The organism is Caulobacter segnis (genome assembly GCF_031454995.1).
GTDB classification, from domain to species: domain Bacteria; phylum Pseudomonadota; class Alphaproteobacteria; order Caulobacterales; family Caulobacteraceae; genus Caulobacter; species Caulobacter segnis_E.
The window spans coordinates 476,187-492,654 of the sequence record NZ_JAVDRV010000002.1; the positions used below are offsets into that span (position 1 = coordinate 476,187).

Here is a 16,468-nt window from a genome sequence, read left to right on the forward strand (position 1 = left end):
AGCTTACGCGGTGGGGTTGGCGAGGGCGGGGTGCCCGGCTATAAGCCCGCAACCTCCCAATTCACAACTTTTCTGTGAGATCACTGTCGTGACCGAACGTACCTTCTCGATCATCAAGCCGGACGCCACGCGTCGCAACCTGACCGGCGCCATCAACGCGGTGATCGAGGCCGCCGGCCTGCGCATCGTCGCTCAGCGTCGCGTGAAGCTGACCGAAGCCCAAGCCAAGAAGTTCTACGAAGTCCACGCCGAGCGTCCGTTCTACGGCGAACTCGTCGCCCAGATGACCGCCGAGCCGGTCGTCGTCCAAGTCCTGCAAGGCGACAACGCCGTGCTGAAGTACCGCGAAGTCATGGGCGCCACGAACCCGGAAAACGCCGCCGAAGGCACGATCCGCAAGCAGTTCGCCCTGTCGATCGGTGAAAACTCGGTCCACGGCTCGGATAGCCTGGACAACGCCAAGATCGAGATCGAGCAGTTCTTCACCGAAGACGAAATCGTCGGCTGATCCTGGTCTGACTTTTCGGATGACTAAGAACGGCCGGATCGGTGACGATCCGGCCGTTTTCTTTTGTGGCGAGGTCTGGCGATGAAGTCCTATGGACGGGGCGAGGTCATGTTGGCGGTCACGCTGTCTGGCGTGGCCGGCTATGTCGACGCGATCGGCTTTCTCGAGCTGGGCGGCTTCTTCGTCTCGTTCATGAGCGGCAATTCCACGCGGCTGGGCGTGGGGCTCGCGACGGGCCATTGGGCCGCGGTGGCGACGGTGCTGACGCTTGTGGCCTCATTTGTCGCGGGGGTCGTGCTGGGGGCGCTGACGGCTCGCGCCCTTGGCGAGAACCGGCGCTCGCCGGTCTTGGTCCTGGAGGCGGTGCTGCTGGCGACCGGCGCGACCTTGCTTGGATTGGGCCACGGGCCGGCCGGGATCACCGCCGTCGCCATGGCCATGGGCGCCGAGAACGCGGTGTTCCAGAAGAATGGCGACGTGGCGGTCGGTCTCACCTACATGACCGGCGCCCTGGTCAAGGCCGGTCAGCGCATCGCCGGCGCCCTGGTGGGCGGCGAGCCGGCGGACTGGCTGCGCTACGTGCTCCTGTGGACCGGACTGGCCGCTGGCGGAGCGCTGGGCGCCCTGACCTATGTCACCGTCGGCCCGGCCGCGCTTTGGGTGGCGGTGAGCGTGGTGATCGGCGCGGCCCTGTGGGCCGAGCGGCGTTGGCGGTCGGTCTAGCCTAGGCCGGTTGGACGCGGTTCATCCGACGCGCCATGACCCAGCCGCCTCCGATCACGGCCGCGGCGGCGACAAGAAGGGCGATGGCCACCGCGGGATCCGTGCGCAGCAGCTCCAGATTGCGAGCGGCCAGATAGCCGGGCGCCAACAGCGAAACCACCCAGACGGGCGCGGACAGCACGTTGGCGATCTGGAAGCTCCAGCCGCGCGTGCGCGACATGCCCGCCAGGATCGGGATGAACGGACGCGCCGGACCCAGATAGCGCGCGGCGGCGATGGCCAGAACGCCGTGACGGCGGGTCAGGAGCTTGGCGCGCGCCAGCAGGCGGCGCTTGCCGGCGAACAGGAAGCGCGAGGCGCGCCGGCCACCCAGGCCTCGCCCCATCATGTAGGATATGGCGTCGCCCACGGCCGCCCCGGCGCTGCACCACAGGATGGCCTCGACCGGATGCAGCACGCCTTGGGCCACCAGCGCCCCAGCGGCCAGCATGACGCCCAGGATGGGGATCAAGAGGCCCACCACGAGTAGGGCCTCCAGCAAGGTGAAGGCGAACAGGATCGCGCCGGCGAAACCGGCGTTGTCAGCGGCGACTCGAGAGAGATCGGCGATCCAGGTGTCCATGCGGGCTGGTATGCCGAAACAAAGTGACGAAGTTCTGACCCAACAGCCTTTACGGCGTGCGACACGCGGTCCCACCGCGTCGGGCAGGAAACCTGTGGCCACCCAAGACGCTATCTCTTGGTGAAAGGGCTCGACCACGAGCCGCGAGCGAGGACCTCATGCCACTCACCAAGAGCAAGGACATCCTGGACCAGGAACTGGTCGGGCGGGACGGCCACAAGCTTGGCCACATTCGCGAGACCTTTGTTGATCTGGACACGGGACGGATCGAGTTCCTGATCGTGGAGGCGCCGGGACTGGTCGGCGCGTCCGGGAAGTATCATCCCGTCCCGTGGTCGATCGTCCGCTACGACCCCATGGCCAAGGCGTTTCACGCCGATGTCGCGAAGGATCGGTTCAAGGGCTCCCCAAGCTATGATCGCGCGCAGATTCGCAGCGCGGACTACGCGTGGGACGAGCAATCCAACCGCTACTTCGAAGTCCCCGTGGACGTCGTCTAGAGCGTCCTGACGAAGGTCGCCAGCGTGTCGGCGTAGAGTCGGTGCTCCTGCTCGAGGACGCGCTCGGCCAGGCTGTGGTCGTCGTCGTCCGGCAAGATCGGCACGCGGGCCTGGCCAAGGATCGGGCCTTCGTCCACGCCGGCCGTGACCAGGTGCACCGTGCAGCCGGCCTCGACCTCGCCCGCCGCGATGGCGCGAGCGTGGGTGTCGAGACCCGGATATTTGGGCAGCAGGGACGGGTGGATGTTCAGCATCCGGTCTTCCCAGGCGTCGACCAGGAACGGGGTGAGGATCCGCATGTAGCCGGCCAGGGCTATGACCTCGATCCCGCGTTCGCGCAGGGCCGCGTCGATCGCGCGCTCGTGGGCCTCGCGATCCTTGCCGAAGGGCTTCTGGTCGACGCACAGCGCCTCGACGCCAGCCTGGGCGGCGATCTCCAGGCCCTTGGCGTCGGGCTTGTTGGCGAGCACCAGAGCGATCGCGAAGGGGCAACCCGGCGCCTTGGCGGCGCGAACCAGGGCCTCCATGTTGGAGCCCCGGCCCGAGATCAGCACCGCGACCTTGGTCTTCTGGCGCATCAAGCCTTGACCAGTTGGCCGCAGATGAAGGCGTCCTCGCCGGCGTTCAGCAGGGCCGCGAGCACGGGTTCGGCGTCCGCCTGCGCCACGATGATGATGAAGCCGACACCGCAGTTGAACGTGCGGCGCATCTCGTGCTCTGAGATGCCTCCAGTCTTGGCCAGCCAGTCGAACACAGGCGGCATTTCCCAGGCGTTCCAGTCGAACTCGGCGGCCAGGCCCTCGGCGATGGCGCGCGGCGGGTTCTCGATCAGGCCGCCGCCGGTGATGTGCGCCCCACCTTTCACTCGCCCCGATTTCAGCAGCGGCAGCAGCGACTTCACATAGATGCGGGTCGGGGCCATCAAGGCCTCGGCCAGGGTCTTGCCGTCTTCAAACGGGCAGGGGGCGTCCCAGGAAAGCCCCGAGCGCTCGACCACGCGGCGCACCAGCGAATAGCCGTTCGAGTGCGGACCCGACGAGCCCAGGCCGATGATGATGTCGCCGGCGCGTTGCTTGTCGAGCTTGGGCAGGACGCCGTCGCGCTCGACGGCGCCGACCGAGAAGCCGGCGAGGTCGTATTCGCCGTCGCCGTACATGCCCGGCATCTCGGCGGTTTCGCCCCCCACCAGGGCCGAGCCCGACAGCTTGCAGCCCTCGGCGATGCCGGCGACCACGCTCTTGGCGATCTCGACGTCCAGCTTGCCGGTGGCGAAGTAGTCCAGGAACATCAGCGGCTCGGCGCCTTGGGCCAGCAAGTCGTTGACGCACATGGCGACGAGATCGATGCCGACCGTGGCGTGCATGCCCGCGTCGATGGCGATCCGAAGCTTGGTGCCGACGCCATCGGTGGTGGTGACCAGCAGCGGATCGTCATAACCGGCGGCCTTCAGGTCGAAGAGGGCGCCGAAACCGCCCAGGCTGGCTTCCGCGCCAGGGCGGCGAGTAGCCTTGGCCAGAGGCTTGATCGCGTCGACGAGCGCGTTGCCCGCGTCGATATCGACGCCCGCCTGGGCATAGGTGAGGCCGTTGGGCTGATCGCTCATTCGCTCGCTCTTAGTCTCTCGGAGGACGGGAAAATCCTCCGAACTCGCGGAAATTTTGCGTCCCGGCCCAGCTTCATGCGTCTTGACGCTTGCAGACTCGGGGGTGCGCGAGGCTATTAGCAGCGGATGAAGCCGATCACCACCACCGCCGAGCTGGCGGCGTTTTGTAATGCGCTTTCGGGCGAACCTTTCGTCGCGGTGGACACCGAGTTCATGCGTGAGACGACCTACTGGCCCAAGCTGTGCCTGATCCAGGTCGCGTCGCCCACGCACGAAGCCGTCATCGACCCGCTGGCCGACGATATCGACCTCGAGCCCCTGCTGGCCGTGATGCGCGACGAGCGCATTCTAAAGGTCTTCCACGCCGCCCGTCAGGACGTCGAGATCTTCAATAACCTGAAGGCGATGCCCAAGCCGCTGTTCGACACCCAGGTGGCGGGCATGGCGGCGGGCTTTGGCGAGCAGATCGCCTATGACGCCCTGGTCCGACAGATGCTGCGCATCGAACTGGACAAGTCCAGCCGCTTCACCGACTGGGCGCGTCGGCCGCTGACCGAGGCTCAGCTGACCTACGCCCTGGCCGACGTCACGCACTTGGCGGCGCTGTTCCCGACCCTGCGCGAGCGCCTGGAAACCTCGGGCCGTCTGGCCTGGGTGGAGGAGGAGATGACCGCCATCTCCGACCCGGCCGCCTATGACGTCGATCCGGAAAAGGCCTGGCGCCGCCTGCGTCCGCGCAAGACGCAAGCCAAGTACCTGGCGGTCTTCAAGGCCGTGGCCGCCTGGCGCGAACGCACCGCGCAAAACCGCGACCAGCCGCGCGGCCGCATCCTGAAGGACGAGGCCATCGACGAGCTGGCGACCCAGGCTCCGACCAGCCTGGAGGCCCTGAACAATCTGCGCGGCGTGCCCAAGGGCTTTGGCGGCAGCAAGTTCGGTCCGGACCTGCTGGCCGCGATCAAGGCCGCTCTCGCCGATCCGGAAGGTTACGCCCCGGTCGTCGACAAGCCCGGTCCCCCGCCGCCCCAGAACGCCGGCGCCGTCGTCGAGCTGCTCAAGGTCCTGCTGAAGGCGCGAGCCGAAGAGGCGGGTGTCGCCTCGAAGCTGATCGCCACGGTCTCGGACCTGGAGAAGATCGCCGCCGACGACAACGCCGCCACCCCGGCCTTGGTCGGCTGGCGGCGCGACGCCTTCGGGGCCGACGCCTTGAAGATCAAGCGCGGCGAGCTGGCGTTGGTTCTCGACGGCGCCAAGGTGCGTGTGGTCGAGGTCCGGCGCGCGCCCAAGGCGAACTGATCGTCTCCACCGCGAGCCGGCCCTTCTTTTCTCCCCGAAACGGGGCGCCGCCGTACCCGAATCGAGCCCTGGCGTTATTCGCCACCGGACTTGTGGCTAGGTTGTCGGTATGAGAGACGCCGTAATGGGCTAGGCGCGCCTGTGGGGGTTGAGTTGCGTGAGTTCTGGGGGCGTCTAGCGGGCGATTATCGCGCCGCCGCGATTTCGCGCCGCCAACAGATCCCGCTCCGCATCTTCGTCGCTATCTGTCTCTGTCTCATCGGGTTGGCGCTGCACGGCATGCCTTTCCTGGCGCCGTGGGTCCTGGTCTACGGGCCCGTGCAGCTGATCGAGTTCCACGCGATCCGCGGCTTTCTAGCCGCGCCTCGGCCCGAGCGGCGCGTCTGGTTCAATCTGCTCGTCGATCTCGCGATGGCCGTCGTCTTTGGAGCGCTGGCCATTCCGTTCTGGCAGGCCGGGACGCCGGTGACCTCCGCGGGCGCGATCCTCCTGCTGTCAGGGTCGGTATTCACCGCGCTGATGGGGGCGGAGGGCTGCCTGATCGCCTTCCTTTGCGCCGCCACGCCACACCTGGCGTATCTGGTCATCACGCCATTCGTCGTCGGAGCGTATCGCCACGATCCCTTCGTGCCGCATTTCGTTCTTGGGGTTGGCCTATTCTATCTGACGGTGTCGCTGACCTTTCTATGGTCTCGCCGCACACTGCTGGCCGAGCGGGCCGCCCGCCAGGCCGCCGAGGCTCAGACCGCCGCCAAGTCCGCGTTCATCGCCATGGTCAGCCACGAACTGCGCACGCCCATCAACGCCATCGTGAACGGCGCGGCGTCTCTGGAGGGGGGGAGCGAGGCCGACCGCTCCGCCGCCGCGCTGATCGCCGACGCGGGCCTGATGATGCGCGCCCAGCTCAACGACCTGCTCGACCTGTCGAAGATCGAGGCGCGGCGCATGGGCGTCGATGTCGTGGATTACGACCTGAGGGCCTTGATCTCCAACACCGTCCGCTTCTGGCGCAACACCGCCCGCGCCAAGGGCCTGCGGTTGACCCTGAGAGGCGTCTCGGCCAGCCCGCAATGGGTGCGGGGCGACCCGATGCGGGTGCGTCAGGTGCTCAACAACCTGATCAGCAACGCCATCAAGTTCACCGCCGAGGGCGAGGTGACGGTGACGGTCGCCACCTCGGCGCGGGACGCTCGTCGCTTCGTGTCGATCGAGGTGCGCGATACTGGCCCTGGCCTGACCGAGGCGCAGATCGCCCGTTTGTTCAGCCCCTACGAGCAGTTGGGATTGAAGACGGCGCGGGCGTTCGGCGGAACCGGACTGGGCCTGGCGATCAGTCGCGACCTGGCGCGCCTGATGGGCGGCGACCTGGAAGCGGCCAATGGTGGCGACCGCGGGGCCTGCTTCAGGCTGACCCTGCCGGCCCCCGAGGGCGCGCCGCCGCCGGCCGTCGACGCCGCTGAAGCCGCGGCCCTCGCCACGTCCAGCCGCGCGCTGTCGGTGCTGGTCGTGGACGACCACGACATCAACCGCCGCACCCTGGCTCGGATGCTGGAGGCGTTTGGCGCGGAGGTGGAAACCGCCGAAGACGCGCTGTCGGCTCTGGCGGCGGCCGAGGAGCTGACGTTCGACGCGATCCTGATGGACGTGCGGATGCCGGGGATGGATGGGCTCGAGGCCTCGCGCCGGCTGCGCGAAGGCGGGGCCAACCGGGAGACCCCGATCATCGCGGTGACCGGGGCGGCCTCGCCCGACGAGATCGCCGCCTGCCGCGAGGCGGGCATGACGGGCTGGGTGGAAAAGCCCGTCAAGCCGCGTGACCTCTACGTGGCGCTGTTCGGCGACGCTGGCGAGGCGCTGTAGGCTTTTCTAGCCGCGCGCCAGCTGGGCCAGGGCGGCGCCGGCCGCCAGCCCCAGGGCGCAGAAGACCCCGAGATGGAACACCACCCCTGCGGCCACCGTCTGGCGCACGGACCAGCCGTCCTTGGCCGCGAAGGCGCGGGCGATATCGGCTTGCAGGACACGAGCGGCGCTGGCGACCGGGGTGTCCTGGTCGTTGGCTGGGCGCGGGACGACGCGCGGCTCGAAGCGCGGCGTGGCGCTGGGCAGGGGGCCGATGGCGTCCAGGTAGTGGGTGCGATGCTTCAGCATCCGGGAACCTCCCTTTGTCTTTGAGGAAGGCTAGGGCGGGCATGCCTAACAAAGCATGCCGAAAAACATCATCAAGGGTGCGGCAAGTTGTCGGCTTCCCCGTATTGAGGAAATAAAGACCGAGTTAAACATGATCTCTTGTTGATCTCTGCCTGAGATCAACCTGCGACGATCTTAGGTTTCAAGCCCAGGTGTTGCGCCGCGGTATTGGCGCGCTTGTTGGTCTGTTCGCCCAGCAGAAGGTCGGCGAAGCCCGGATCGGCGGCCAGGATCAGGTGGGCCTTGTCGAGGCCCAGGCGGGCGTGGGCCAGCAGGCTGGGGCTGCGTCCGGAGAGATCGCAGGCCAGGCGCATGGTCGCGCCCAGGGCCCGCGCGCGCTTCAGCTGGGCGGGGCTGAGCAGTCGCTCCAGGGTGGCGATCTCGGGCGGGTGGAAGTTCGTCGCGTGACGGGCGTGGGCGGCGGCGGCCAGGAAACACCGCTCGGCGTGGGTCTGGCCGGCGATCGGCGCGCGCAGCACCTGTTCGAACACGAGGTCGGCGCGATGGTCGGGGTGCAGCCGCGCGCCGACATCGGCCAGGCGGCAGGCGGCCGAGACCAACACGCCGTCGCGCTCGCCGAACAGCGGCGGCAGTTCGCGGAAAGCCGGGGCGATCCAGGCGTCCAGGGCCGCGCCCAGGTCGTCGGCCACGCCTTGGCGGGCGCCCAGGGCCGAGCAGCCCTCGATCAGCGGATCCAGGCTTCGCACGCGCGGCGGCATGGCCTCGAACAGCAGGCCTTCGCGCACGCCATAGGCCGAGATCTCGATGCGCTTTAGGCCCAGTTCCCCGATCAGCGTCTCCAGGACCACGGCCGCGTAGGGCAGGGTCTCCGAGCGCTTCTTGCTCATGCCCTCGATGCGCTCGAGCGAGCTCTTGGACTGGTGGGCGACCAGGCGGGCGGCCTCGAGAGCCTCGCCGGCGCTGATCTCGTACTGGTGGACGACGTGCAGCGGGTAGCCCGACAGCCGCATGTGCAGCAGGGCGAGGTTGCGCCAGGCGCCGCCCACGGCGTGGAAGGTGTCCGCGCGGAAGTCGTCGGCGACGGCGGCGATCCGCTCGCGCGAGAGGCGCCGAACGCGCTCGGCGTCGAATCCGCCGTTCAGTCCCCCATTGGGACCGGCCAGGCTGAAGGGGCCGAGGGGCAGGGTGACGCCCTGGCCAGCGCCGGTGGCCGACAGGCGCACGAGCTCGAGGCTCGCGCCGCCCAGGTCGCCGACCACGCCCTCGGCGTCCGGCTCCCCGGCCAGCACGCCGACGGCGGCGTAGTGGGCCTCCTCCTCGCCCGAGAGGACCCGGACGGTGAAGCCGGTCTCCTCGCGCACGCGGCGGATGAAGTCGGGGCCGTCGGCGGCGTCGCGCGCGGCGGCGGTGGCGACGGCGAAGACCTCGGCCGGGTTCACGGCCTCCAGCACGGCGCGGAAGCGCTTGAGGGCCTGCAGGGTCTGGATCACGCCCTCGGGCGACAGGCGGCCGGTCTTGGCCAGGTCGCGGCCCAGGCCCGCCAGGACCTTCTCGTTGAAGACCGTCCAGATGGCGCGGCCCTCCAGCCGGTACACCACGAGGCGGACCGAGTTGGAGCCGATATCGATCACGGCCGCGTCGCGCGGCGCCGGGAAGGGCATGGGGCGTGGTTTAACGCATTCGCGCGGCGGGGGAAGCCTCAACCGCTTGCGAAAACGGAGTTTGCGTTTCTCACCCGCGCCGCTTGGGTCCCACGTGGTCGAAGGCGCGCGGCAGGTCGCGGGCCCCATGACCCCGGCCCGACAGGCTGGGATTGGTCATGAAGTAGTCGTGGGCCGAGAAGGCGCCCTTGCTGTTCCAGGCCGGATCACGGGCGTAGTCGCCCTCGCTGTCCAGCTTCCAGCTCTGGGCCTCGTCGTTGAGGTTGGCGACCATGATCTGGTCCAGCACCTGCTGGTGGACGGTCGGGTTCTCGACCGGCACCAGGCTCTCGACCCGGCGGTCCAGGTTGCGCGGCATCCAGTCGGCCGAGCTGATGAAGAGGCGCGTCTGCGCCGAGGGCATGGCCGCGCCGTTGGCGAAGGCCAGGATGCGGGCGTGCTCCAGGAAGCGGCCGACGATCGACTTGACCCGGATGTTCTCCGATAGGCCCTTGATGCCGGGGCGCAGGCAGCAGATGCCGCGCACCACCAGATCGATCTGCACGCCGGCCTGGCTGGCCTTGTACAGCGCGTCGATGATCTGCGGGTCGACCACCGAGTTCATCTTGGCCCAGATGCCGGCCGGCTTGCCCGCCCGCGCCGCGTCGGCCTCGGTCTCGATCATGCGCAGCAGATCGGGCTTCAGCGTCATCGGCGAGAACGACAGCTTCTCCAGCCGCCCGGGCTGGGCGTAGCCGGTGATGAAGTTGAACAGCTTGCCCCCGTCGCGCCCCAGGGCGGGGTCGCACGTGAACAGGGAGAGGTCGGTGTAAACCCGCGCCGTCTGCGGGTGATAGTTGCCGGTGCCGAAGTGGCAGTAGGTGCGCAAGGCGTTGTCGCCCTCGCGCCGCACCACCACCGACAGCTTGGCGTGGGTCTTCCAGTCGACGAAGCCGAACACCACGTGCACGCCCGCACGCTCCAGGTCGCGCGCCCACTTGAGGTTATTTTCCTCGTCGAAGCGCGCCTTGATCTCGACCAGGGCCGTGACGTTCTTGCCGTTGTCGGCCGCCTCGATCAGGGCCGCCACGATCGGGCTGTCCTTGGAGGTGCGGTACAGCGTCTGCTTGATCGCCAGCACGTTCGGGTCGCGCGCGGCCTGGCGCAGGAACTGCACCACCACGTCGAAGCTCTCGAACGGGTGGTGGACCAGGATGTCCTTCTCGCGGATCGCCGCGAAGCAGTCGCCGCCGTGGTCGCGGATGCGCTCGGGGAAGCGGGCGTTGAAGGGCGGGAACTTCAGGTCCGGACGGTCCGGCGGGATCAGCTCGCTCATCTGGGCCAAACCGAGCTTGCCGTCGACCAGGATCACGTCCTCGGGCTCGGCGCGCAGGCCCTCGATGATGAAGTCGCGCAGGTCCTGCGGCATGGTGGTCTGGATCTTGACCCGCACCACCTGGCCCAGGCGCCGCTTCTTCAGCCGCGCCTCGAACTCGCGCACCAGGTCCTCGGCCTCTTCCTCGATTTCCAGATCGCTGTCGCGGATCAGGCGGAACAGACCCCGGCCCTCGACCTCGTAGCCGGGGAACAGGTGGTCCAGGAACAGGATGATGAAGCTTTCCAGCGCCATGATCTTGCGCTGGCGCTTCTTGCCGCGCGAGACGACCGAGGAAAGCTCCCAGAACCGCCGCACCTGCTGGGGGATCGGCGCCAGGGCGTAGAGGTGCTTGTCGTCGGCGATGCGACGCAGCTTCAAGGCCAGGCAGAAGCCCAGGTTCGGGATGAACGGGAACGGGTGGGCCGGGTCGATCGCCAGCGGCGTCAGCACCGGGAAGATCTGGGTCTTGAAGATCTCCTCGGCGCGGACCTTGTCCTCGCCCTCGATGTCCTTGGCGTCGAGCAGCTTCAGCCCCTCGTCCCACAGCTGGGTGCGGACCTGGCGCCAGATCTTCTGCTGCTCGGCCATCAGCTCGGCGGCCGAGGCGTTGATGCGCGCCAGCTGCTCGCCGGGGGTCAGGCCGTCCTGGCTGATCACCCGCACGCCCTCGCGCACCTGGCCCTTCAGGCCGGCCACGCGGACCATGTAGAATTCGTCGAGGTTGTTGGCGCTGATCGACAGGAACCGCAGCCGCTCCAGCAGCGGATGGCGAAGATTGGAGCTCTCCTCCAGCACCCGCTGGTTGAAGGCCAGCCAAGACAGCTCGCGATTGAAGAACCGCTCGGGCGAGGCCATCAGCTCGCCGTCCAGCGTCAGAGCGTGGTCTTCGTCCGTCTGCGGAGCATTGGCGGCGGGTATCGGCAAGGTCGCGGCGTCGGTCATGGGTTCACTATAGGCCGAGTGTGTTCCGCCATGGTGAACGACGCAAGTGACGGGAAGAAGACACCTCTAAAACTGTCATCCCGGCCCCGTGCGAAGCACGCCGAGCCGGGACTTAAGGGGCGCTCCAAAACAATCTCGTGTCATCCCGGAAACGCCGCGGGCGTTATCCGGGACCCAGGGGCCGCAAGCGAGGCGCTCTGGCGCCCCCTGGGTCCCGGCTCTACGCTGCGCTCCGGCCGGGATGGCACGCGTATTTAAGCGCGAACCTCCACCCCAACCGCCTTCCTAGGCCTTGTGCCTAGGACCCATGGCGCGGCTGGGCTGGGATTTTCAGGAGCGTCCGCTGGCGTGAAGGACGCGCGTCCGCTCAGCGGCGCCGGAACGATGGGTCCTAGGCACAAGGCCTGGGAAGGCGGGGTAGTCGGATGGAGCAGGGCGCCTAACCCTCCTCCTCATCCCCCTCGAAATCCCCCAGCACCTCGCGCGCCAGGGCCTTGTTCAGCTCGCGCCGCATCTGGGCCGCGGCTTCGTCGAGCAGGTCCGCCGCCGCGATCGCCTCGGCGGCCGAGCGGGGCAGGCGTAGCAACAGGTAGGGATAGAGGTCCGGATCGGGCTTCAGCAGTCGGTGTTCGAAGGCCCGCCGCAGCACCGCCTCCAGCACCACGTCGTCGGGCGCCTCGATCGACGCCACGCACAACGCGTTGAGCCGCGAGCGCAGGTCCGGCACGTTCGCCGCCCAGCCCACCGGCGGCGTCCGCCCGGTCAGCAGCACGGTCCCGCCGTCGACCCCGGCCATGTTGAGGATGTGGAACAGCGCCTCGTCCGACAGCGCCGTTCCTTCGGCGCGCCGGTCGGCGTCCTCGACCAGGATCGCCTTGCCGCGCAGGGCGGGGAGGTCGGGGGCGTCATCGCCGGTCGCCTCGACGACCACCGCGTCATGCGCCGCCGCCCAGGCCCTGGCCAGATGCGTCTTGCCCACCCCCGCCGGCCCGATCAGCGCCAGCCGCCCCTCGGGCCAGGCCGGCCAGGCCTCGACACGCGCCACGGCGTCGGCGTTGCTCGGCGAGACGGCGAAGTCCTCGCGAGCATAGGTCGGCGCGGCGGTCAGCGGCAGTCGGAACTGGGTGGACAACGCGAGGTCCCAGCGTGGTGAACGTCAGGACCAGGATATAGGACGGTATGGCGCCGCTGGGGAGGTGGCGGGGCTGGGGAGGTTGGGGATGGAGGGGCGGGAGGTGTGGATGGGGCGCGAGGCGGCCGCTCTCGGGGAAAGAGCAAACTGCTTAAATACTGGTTCAGTAGTTCAAGCTGCCGCTATCCATAGGCTCGCTCATAGCTGAAAGGGCTTGGCCCCCAATCAGCGCCGAGCCCTTTCAGCCATCGCTTGTACGTGCTGTCGCAAAATGGATGAGCGGGTTGTGCATTCCTAAATTCAGCCGTGCCGCCGTTGGCTTTTTCTTGTTCGTGGTCAATGTGGACGGCGTTGCGGTGAAGGAAGCCGTTGCAGATTGCGCACCGACGAGCCGTTCGAAGGCTGTCGATAATAGCTGCGGATTTAGTATTTCGGCTGAACGCCGCACCGGGCTCGCTGTCTCCATTGGCACTTGGACCTCGGCGCTCATTTATGAACTGCCACTCCGGCATCTTGTCAAATTCAGCAGTAATCGCCTCGTCCGACAGGCCGGAGGCCAATCCATCCAGAACAAGTTCAATATAATCGATCATCCATGGCAAGCTACGCTGGCCACTACCTTTACGATGGACAATGCTGGATGGTCCTTCACGGTGGTTCAGGAGATAGTCTTCCAGACGTCCGCGATAATGGGTGAACTGTTCCAGCATCCCATCGCGTTCCCACTGTTCGAGCAGTTTCGCCATTGCGAAGAAGCTCACAGGCTGAAACGTGCCTGACCTATTATACGTATAGACTAACGGATGCAGTCCCAGTGATTTAGTGCCATGTCCGGTAATGCGATCTGTCATTTCCTTGACGCGTCGCAGGTAGTTTCTCGTTTGATTGCCGTCCATGTCAGGCGGCAATGACTCCTTCACCGCGCGCTTGGCAGTAGAGTCCGTGATTTTCTGTGCATTGGCTAGGTTCACAAAATCAAAGACGAAGGGCAGTTGATTGTATCCTCGCCCTGCCACGGGAACGTCCAACGATTTCACGTAGCCTTCATCCATCGGCGGCTCGTAGAGCGCGCGGTAGAGGTCTTTGCCTGCCTCTTCGATGGATTCTCGGGTCTCTTGCGTGAAGTTACGCCAGTAGCGGTGACCGCCGCCTGCACGGGTGATTGCACGCGCAGCTAACGCGTTGGCGCTGTGTCTTGCCTTGATAATCCGGCTCTCCGTGGGATCGATCGGCGATGCCGCTTGATTGATCTTGAAGAACGAATCTTCGGCCACCTTGGGATCGTTCGATAGAACCCACTGGGCTGTAAGTGAATGAGTACTCAGGTTGGCGAGACGCTTCCGCATGGTCTCGGAAAGATCTTCGCGCGGCTTCTCAAGGGCGGCGCGATAAGTGTCAAACGAGCCAATTTCCTTATTAATTATCTTACGAGTTCGGTCGGCCACTCGAAGCTGGTCTGCCGGAATATTATTGTCGAAGTAGCGAAGCGATCGGACCTTGTCGCCATAGTCATCATAAATCCAAGCCAGCAATGCGCTTAAGCGGTGCGCTCCATCGATAACAAATACGAATGGACCACTTTGCCACATAATGACTGCAGGTATTAGATCAGCGTCGAGAAATGCTCTGACTAGATCGAACACCTTTGTAGGTGACCAGTGCGCTGTCTCTCGCTGGAAATCTGGTTTGCGCAGAGACTGAGTGAAGAAGCTGTTCTGCAGTGTCGCTAGAGAAATGGTGTTGTCACGATTCAGCGAGACTTGCGGGGCCTCAACGTCAAAGTTTTCCCTAGGGAGAAGAGCATCCAAATTTACAACGTTGTAGGCCATGCATCTGCGCTCCCAATTCGCTGAAGCTTAGCGTTGGTCCAGAGTGGTTGAAACTAGTAATCTCAATGTTGGGGGCGTCATAGCATGCTCGCTATAAGTGTGTATTCGCTGGCCCAACAGCGTAGTCATGGGACCCAGCGCCCCGGCGCGGTCCCGTCCTTAAATCTCTTGGAGGCTGCAGCGTGCAGGACTGACCAAGTCAGTCAAGGACCGCCCTCCGGGCGGCCGCGCGGCGGCGACGCAGAGCGTCGTCCTTGAGTGACTTGGTCAGCCCTGCGATCGTCTCGCCGTGAGATGTAAGGATGGCTCCTTCTCGGGCGAGAAGGGGGATCCTACGCCCCCAGCACCTATACTCGTGTCATCCCGGAAGCCTCGCAGAGGCTATCCGGGACCCAGGAGTTGCGGGAGCGCCGAGCGGGCCGCCCCTGGGTCCCGGCTCTTCGCGCTGCGCGCTACGGCCGGGATGACACGGGAGAGGGATGACGGGGCTTGGCGGCCAAGCAACCCCTTCTCCCGCAAGGGGAGAAGGATCACCCCGACACCCACCGCGCCGCCAGCAGCGCTAACCCCACCAGGATCACCGGTCCGAACACCCGGAAGGTGTGGCGGGTGCAGCGTTCGGGGAAGAAGGTGTCCCAGGCGCCGTCCGGGGTCGCGCCGTACTTCACCGCCATCGCCGTCATCGGGCACTTGAAGCCGTAGGCGGCGAAGACCACGCTCTCGACCGCCACCAGGCCGCCGGCGACCCACAGCCAGGGGCCGGTCGCGCCGGTGATCCCGGCCGCCAGCACCACCAGCGACGCGCCGGCCATCACCACATAGATCACCGTGTGCGCGGCGCGCACCAGGGTCAGGCGCTGGGCGTTGGTCATGGCCCAGCTTAAGCCCTTCTCCCACGGGGCGGGAAAGCCTATCTCAACCCCATGCCTCTTTCCCCCGACATCCTGGCCTGGCGCGATGAGATCCTCCGGCCGCCGGGAGCGCTGAACGGCCTGGCGCGGGCGACGCAGCGGCGGATCAACCGGATGATCCCCGAGAAGGTCCACGCCGCCATCACCACGGCGATCGAGGGCATGACGCGGGGCATGCTGACCGGCTCTGATTTCATGACCGGCGCGCCCCAGATCGGCCTCTCGCTGGACGAGCGGCGGACGCGGGCGGCCAAGGCGATCGACGGCTGGAAGAAGACGGCCGCCGTCGAGGGCGGGGTGACCGGGGCCGGGGGCTTCCTGGCGGCGGCGGCCGACTTCCCGCTACTGATGAGCTTCAAGATCAAGCTGTTGTTCGAGATCGCCGCCATCTTCGGCCACGACGGCCGGGCGCTGAGCGAGCGCTTGTTCATCCTGCACATCTTCGAGCTGGCGTTCTCGGACGCCGAGCACCGGGCGCGGGTGATGGAGGCGATGCAGGACTGGAACGCCAAGACCCATCCGGCGCACCTCGACGACTTCGACTGGCGCGCCTTCCAGCAGCAGTACCGCGACCACATCGACCTGGCGAAACTGGCCCAGTTCCTGCCGATCGTCGGCGCGCCGCTGGGGGCGATCGTGAATTGGCGGCTCGTGGAGCGGCTGGGGCAGACGGCGGTGATGGCGTATCGGATGCGGGCCGAGCAGGGGGGGTAGTTTCAAGATCCTCCCCCGCGATGCGGGGGAGGTGGCCCAGAGGGCCGGAGGGGGCGAACGCGGCCGATTTCCAGTTCGCCCCCTCCGTCGCTCCGCGACACCTCCCCCGTGTCACGGGGGAGGAACTTTTACGAGCGTTCGCGGGGCTCTATCATCCGCGTATCCGGAAACGACCCCAACGAAATCAACCCCTTCCCACTTTTACACCCCGCTCGATCATCCGCGTTGAAACCGCCCTTATCCTTTACCCACCTCGCCGCGAGGAAAGGGCGCGTGGCCAGCGACCATCGTGGCGGCGGGGGGCGATCGAGCGGGGACAGGTTCGAGGGGGTTACTCGGACGGTCCGGGGATGAGCTGCTGGGCTCACCCGCCCGCCGTGGGCGTGGTCGGGGGAAAGGGTTCGTCCCTCTCCGATCGCTGGGTCTCTTGGAAACGAGAGGTCCCAGGTCCCGGTAAGGCCCGAACAGGGCCACCTTCCCGGGACGCTGGCGGATAACGGTCGCGCGGAGCGTCGGGCTTCG

The 16,468-nt window shown here is 66.8% G+C and carries 15 protein-coding genes and 3 pseudogenes; 7 read left to right on the forward strand and 11 right to left on the reverse strand.

Annotated features, from left to right (window positions below; genetic code table 11):
* Positions 1-88 precede the first annotated feature (88 nt).
* A complete protein-coding gene (ndk, locus tag J2728_RS08410; protein WP_309998295.1) occupies positions 89-508 on the forward strand; it encodes a nucleoside-diphosphate kinase in 420 nt (139 codons plus the stop codon).
* Between the two features lie 9 nt (positions 509-517).
* Here the strand turns inward: ndk and J2728_RS08415 are convergent.
* Positions 518-748, reverse strand: a pseudogene (locus J2728_RS08415) (hypothetical protein); the annotation flags it as partial.
* On the opposite strand from J2728_RS08415, the gene J2728_RS08420 reads away from it, so the two are divergent.
* Positions 641-1,231 carry a YoaK family protein gene (locus J2728_RS08420; RefSeq protein ID WP_309999430.1) on the forward strand — a complete coding sequence of 197 codons (591 nt, stop codon included), beginning with the start codon at positions 641-643 and terminating at the stop codon, positions 1,229-1,231. The pseudogene J2728_RS08415 and the gene J2728_RS08420 sit on opposite strands and share 108 nt — an antisense overlap.
* A gap of 1 nt (position 1,232) precedes the next feature.
* Here the strand turns inward: J2728_RS08420 and J2728_RS08425 are convergent, their stop codons facing one another.
* Positions 1,233-1,853 (reverse strand): DedA family protein, encoded by a 621-nt coding sequence (locus J2728_RS08425; protein WP_309998297.1) that lies wholly within the window; start codon positions 1,851-1,853, stop codon positions 1,233-1,235.
* 158 nt (positions 1,854-2,011) lie between these two features.
* Between J2728_RS08425 and J2728_RS08430 the strand changes: the two genes are divergently transcribed.
* Positions 2,012-2,353: a PRC-barrel domain-containing protein gene (locus tag J2728_RS08430; protein ID WP_309998298.1), complete on the forward strand. Its 342-nt coding sequence runs from the start codon at positions 2,012-2,014 to the stop codon at positions 2,351-2,353.
* On the opposite strand, the gene purN is transcribed toward J2728_RS08430, so the two are convergent.
* A complete protein-coding gene (gene purN, locus J2728_RS08435) occupies positions 2,350-2,931 on the reverse strand; it encodes a phosphoribosylglycinamide formyltransferase (RefSeq protein ID WP_309998300.1) in 582 nt (193 codons plus the stop codon). The genes J2728_RS08430 and purN overlap by 4 nt on opposite strands.
* Entirely contained in the window at positions 2,931-3,956 is a 1,026-nt protein-coding gene (gene purM, locus J2728_RS08440; protein ID WP_309998302.1) for a phosphoribosylformylglycinamidine cyclo-ligase, read from the reverse strand. The genes purN and purM overlap by 1 nt, the downstream gene beginning before the upstream one ends.
* A 126-nt stretch (positions 3,957-4,082) precedes the next feature.
* On the opposite strand from purM, the gene rnd reads away from it, so the two are divergent.
* The gene (rnd, locus tag J2728_RS08445; RefSeq protein ID WP_309998303.1) at positions 4,083-5,252 is read left to right on the forward strand and encodes a ribonuclease D; all 1,170 of its coding nucleotides are present in this window, start codon (positions 4,083-4,085) and stop codon (positions 5,250-5,252) included.
* A gap of 141 nt (positions 5,253-5,393) precedes the next feature.
* Positions 5,394-7,112: a response regulator gene (locus J2728_RS08450; RefSeq protein WP_309998305.1), complete on the forward strand. Its 1,719-nt coding sequence runs from the start codon at positions 5,394-5,396 to the stop codon at positions 7,110-7,112.
* A 6-nt stretch (positions 7,113-7,118) separates the two neighbouring features.
* On the opposite strand, the gene J2728_RS08455 is transcribed toward J2728_RS08450, so the two are convergent.
* The 7 genes and pseudogenes from J2728_RS08455 to J2728_RS08480 all read right to left on the reverse strand — a co-directional run bounded on the left by J2728_RS08455 (position 7,119) and on the right by J2728_RS08480 (position 15,193).
* Entirely contained in the window at positions 7,119-7,400 is a 282-nt protein-coding gene (locus tag J2728_RS08455) for a hypothetical protein (RefSeq protein ID WP_309998307.1), read from the reverse strand.
* A 158-nt stretch (positions 7,401-7,558) separates the two neighbouring features.
* Positions 7,559-9,061 (reverse strand): Ppx/GppA phosphatase family protein, encoded by a 1,503-nt coding sequence (locus tag J2728_RS08460; protein WP_309998309.1) that lies wholly within the window; start codon positions 9,059-9,061, stop codon positions 7,559-7,561.
* 70 nt (positions 9,062-9,131) lie between these two features.
* Positions 9,132-11,360: an RNA degradosome polyphosphate kinase gene (locus tag J2728_RS08465; RefSeq protein WP_309998310.1), complete on the reverse strand. Its 2,229-nt coding sequence runs from the start codon at positions 11,358-11,360 to the stop codon at positions 9,132-9,134.
* 166 nt (positions 11,361-11,526) lie between these two features.
* Positions 11,527-11,637, reverse strand: a pseudogene (locus J2728_RS22265) (hypothetical protein); the annotation flags it as partial.
* 162 nt (positions 11,638-11,799) lie between these two features.
* Entirely contained in the window at positions 11,800-12,492 is a 693-nt protein-coding gene (gene hdaA, locus J2728_RS08470; RefSeq protein ID WP_309998313.1) for a DnaA regulatory inactivator HdaA, read from the reverse strand.
* Between the two features lie 182 nt (positions 12,493-12,674).
* Positions 12,675-14,321, reverse strand: a complete 1,647-nt coding sequence (locus tag J2728_RS08475) for an HNH endonuclease family protein (protein ID WP_309998316.1) — start codon at positions 14,319-14,321, stop codon at positions 12,675-12,677.
* A 530-nt stretch (positions 14,322-14,851) separates the two neighbouring features.
* Entirely contained in the window at positions 14,852-15,193 is a 342-nt protein-coding gene (locus tag J2728_RS08480; protein WP_309998318.1) for a hypothetical protein, read from the reverse strand.
* A 51-nt stretch (positions 15,194-15,244) separates the two neighbouring features.
* Here J2728_RS08480 and J2728_RS08485 point away from each other — a divergent pair, with 51 nt between their 5' ends.
* Together J2728_RS08485 and J2728_RS08490 are read left to right on the forward strand one after the other, a co-directional pair.
* The gene (locus tag J2728_RS08485; RefSeq protein ID WP_309998320.1) at positions 15,245-15,946 is read left to right on the forward strand and encodes an EcsC family protein; all 702 of its coding nucleotides are present in this window, start codon (positions 15,245-15,247) and stop codon (positions 15,944-15,946) included.
* Between the two features lie 289 nt (positions 15,947-16,235).
* Positions 16,236-16,333 (forward strand): annotated as a pseudogene (locus J2728_RS08490) (hypothetical protein); the annotation flags it as partial.
* Positions 16,334-16,468: the final 135 nt, after the last annotated feature.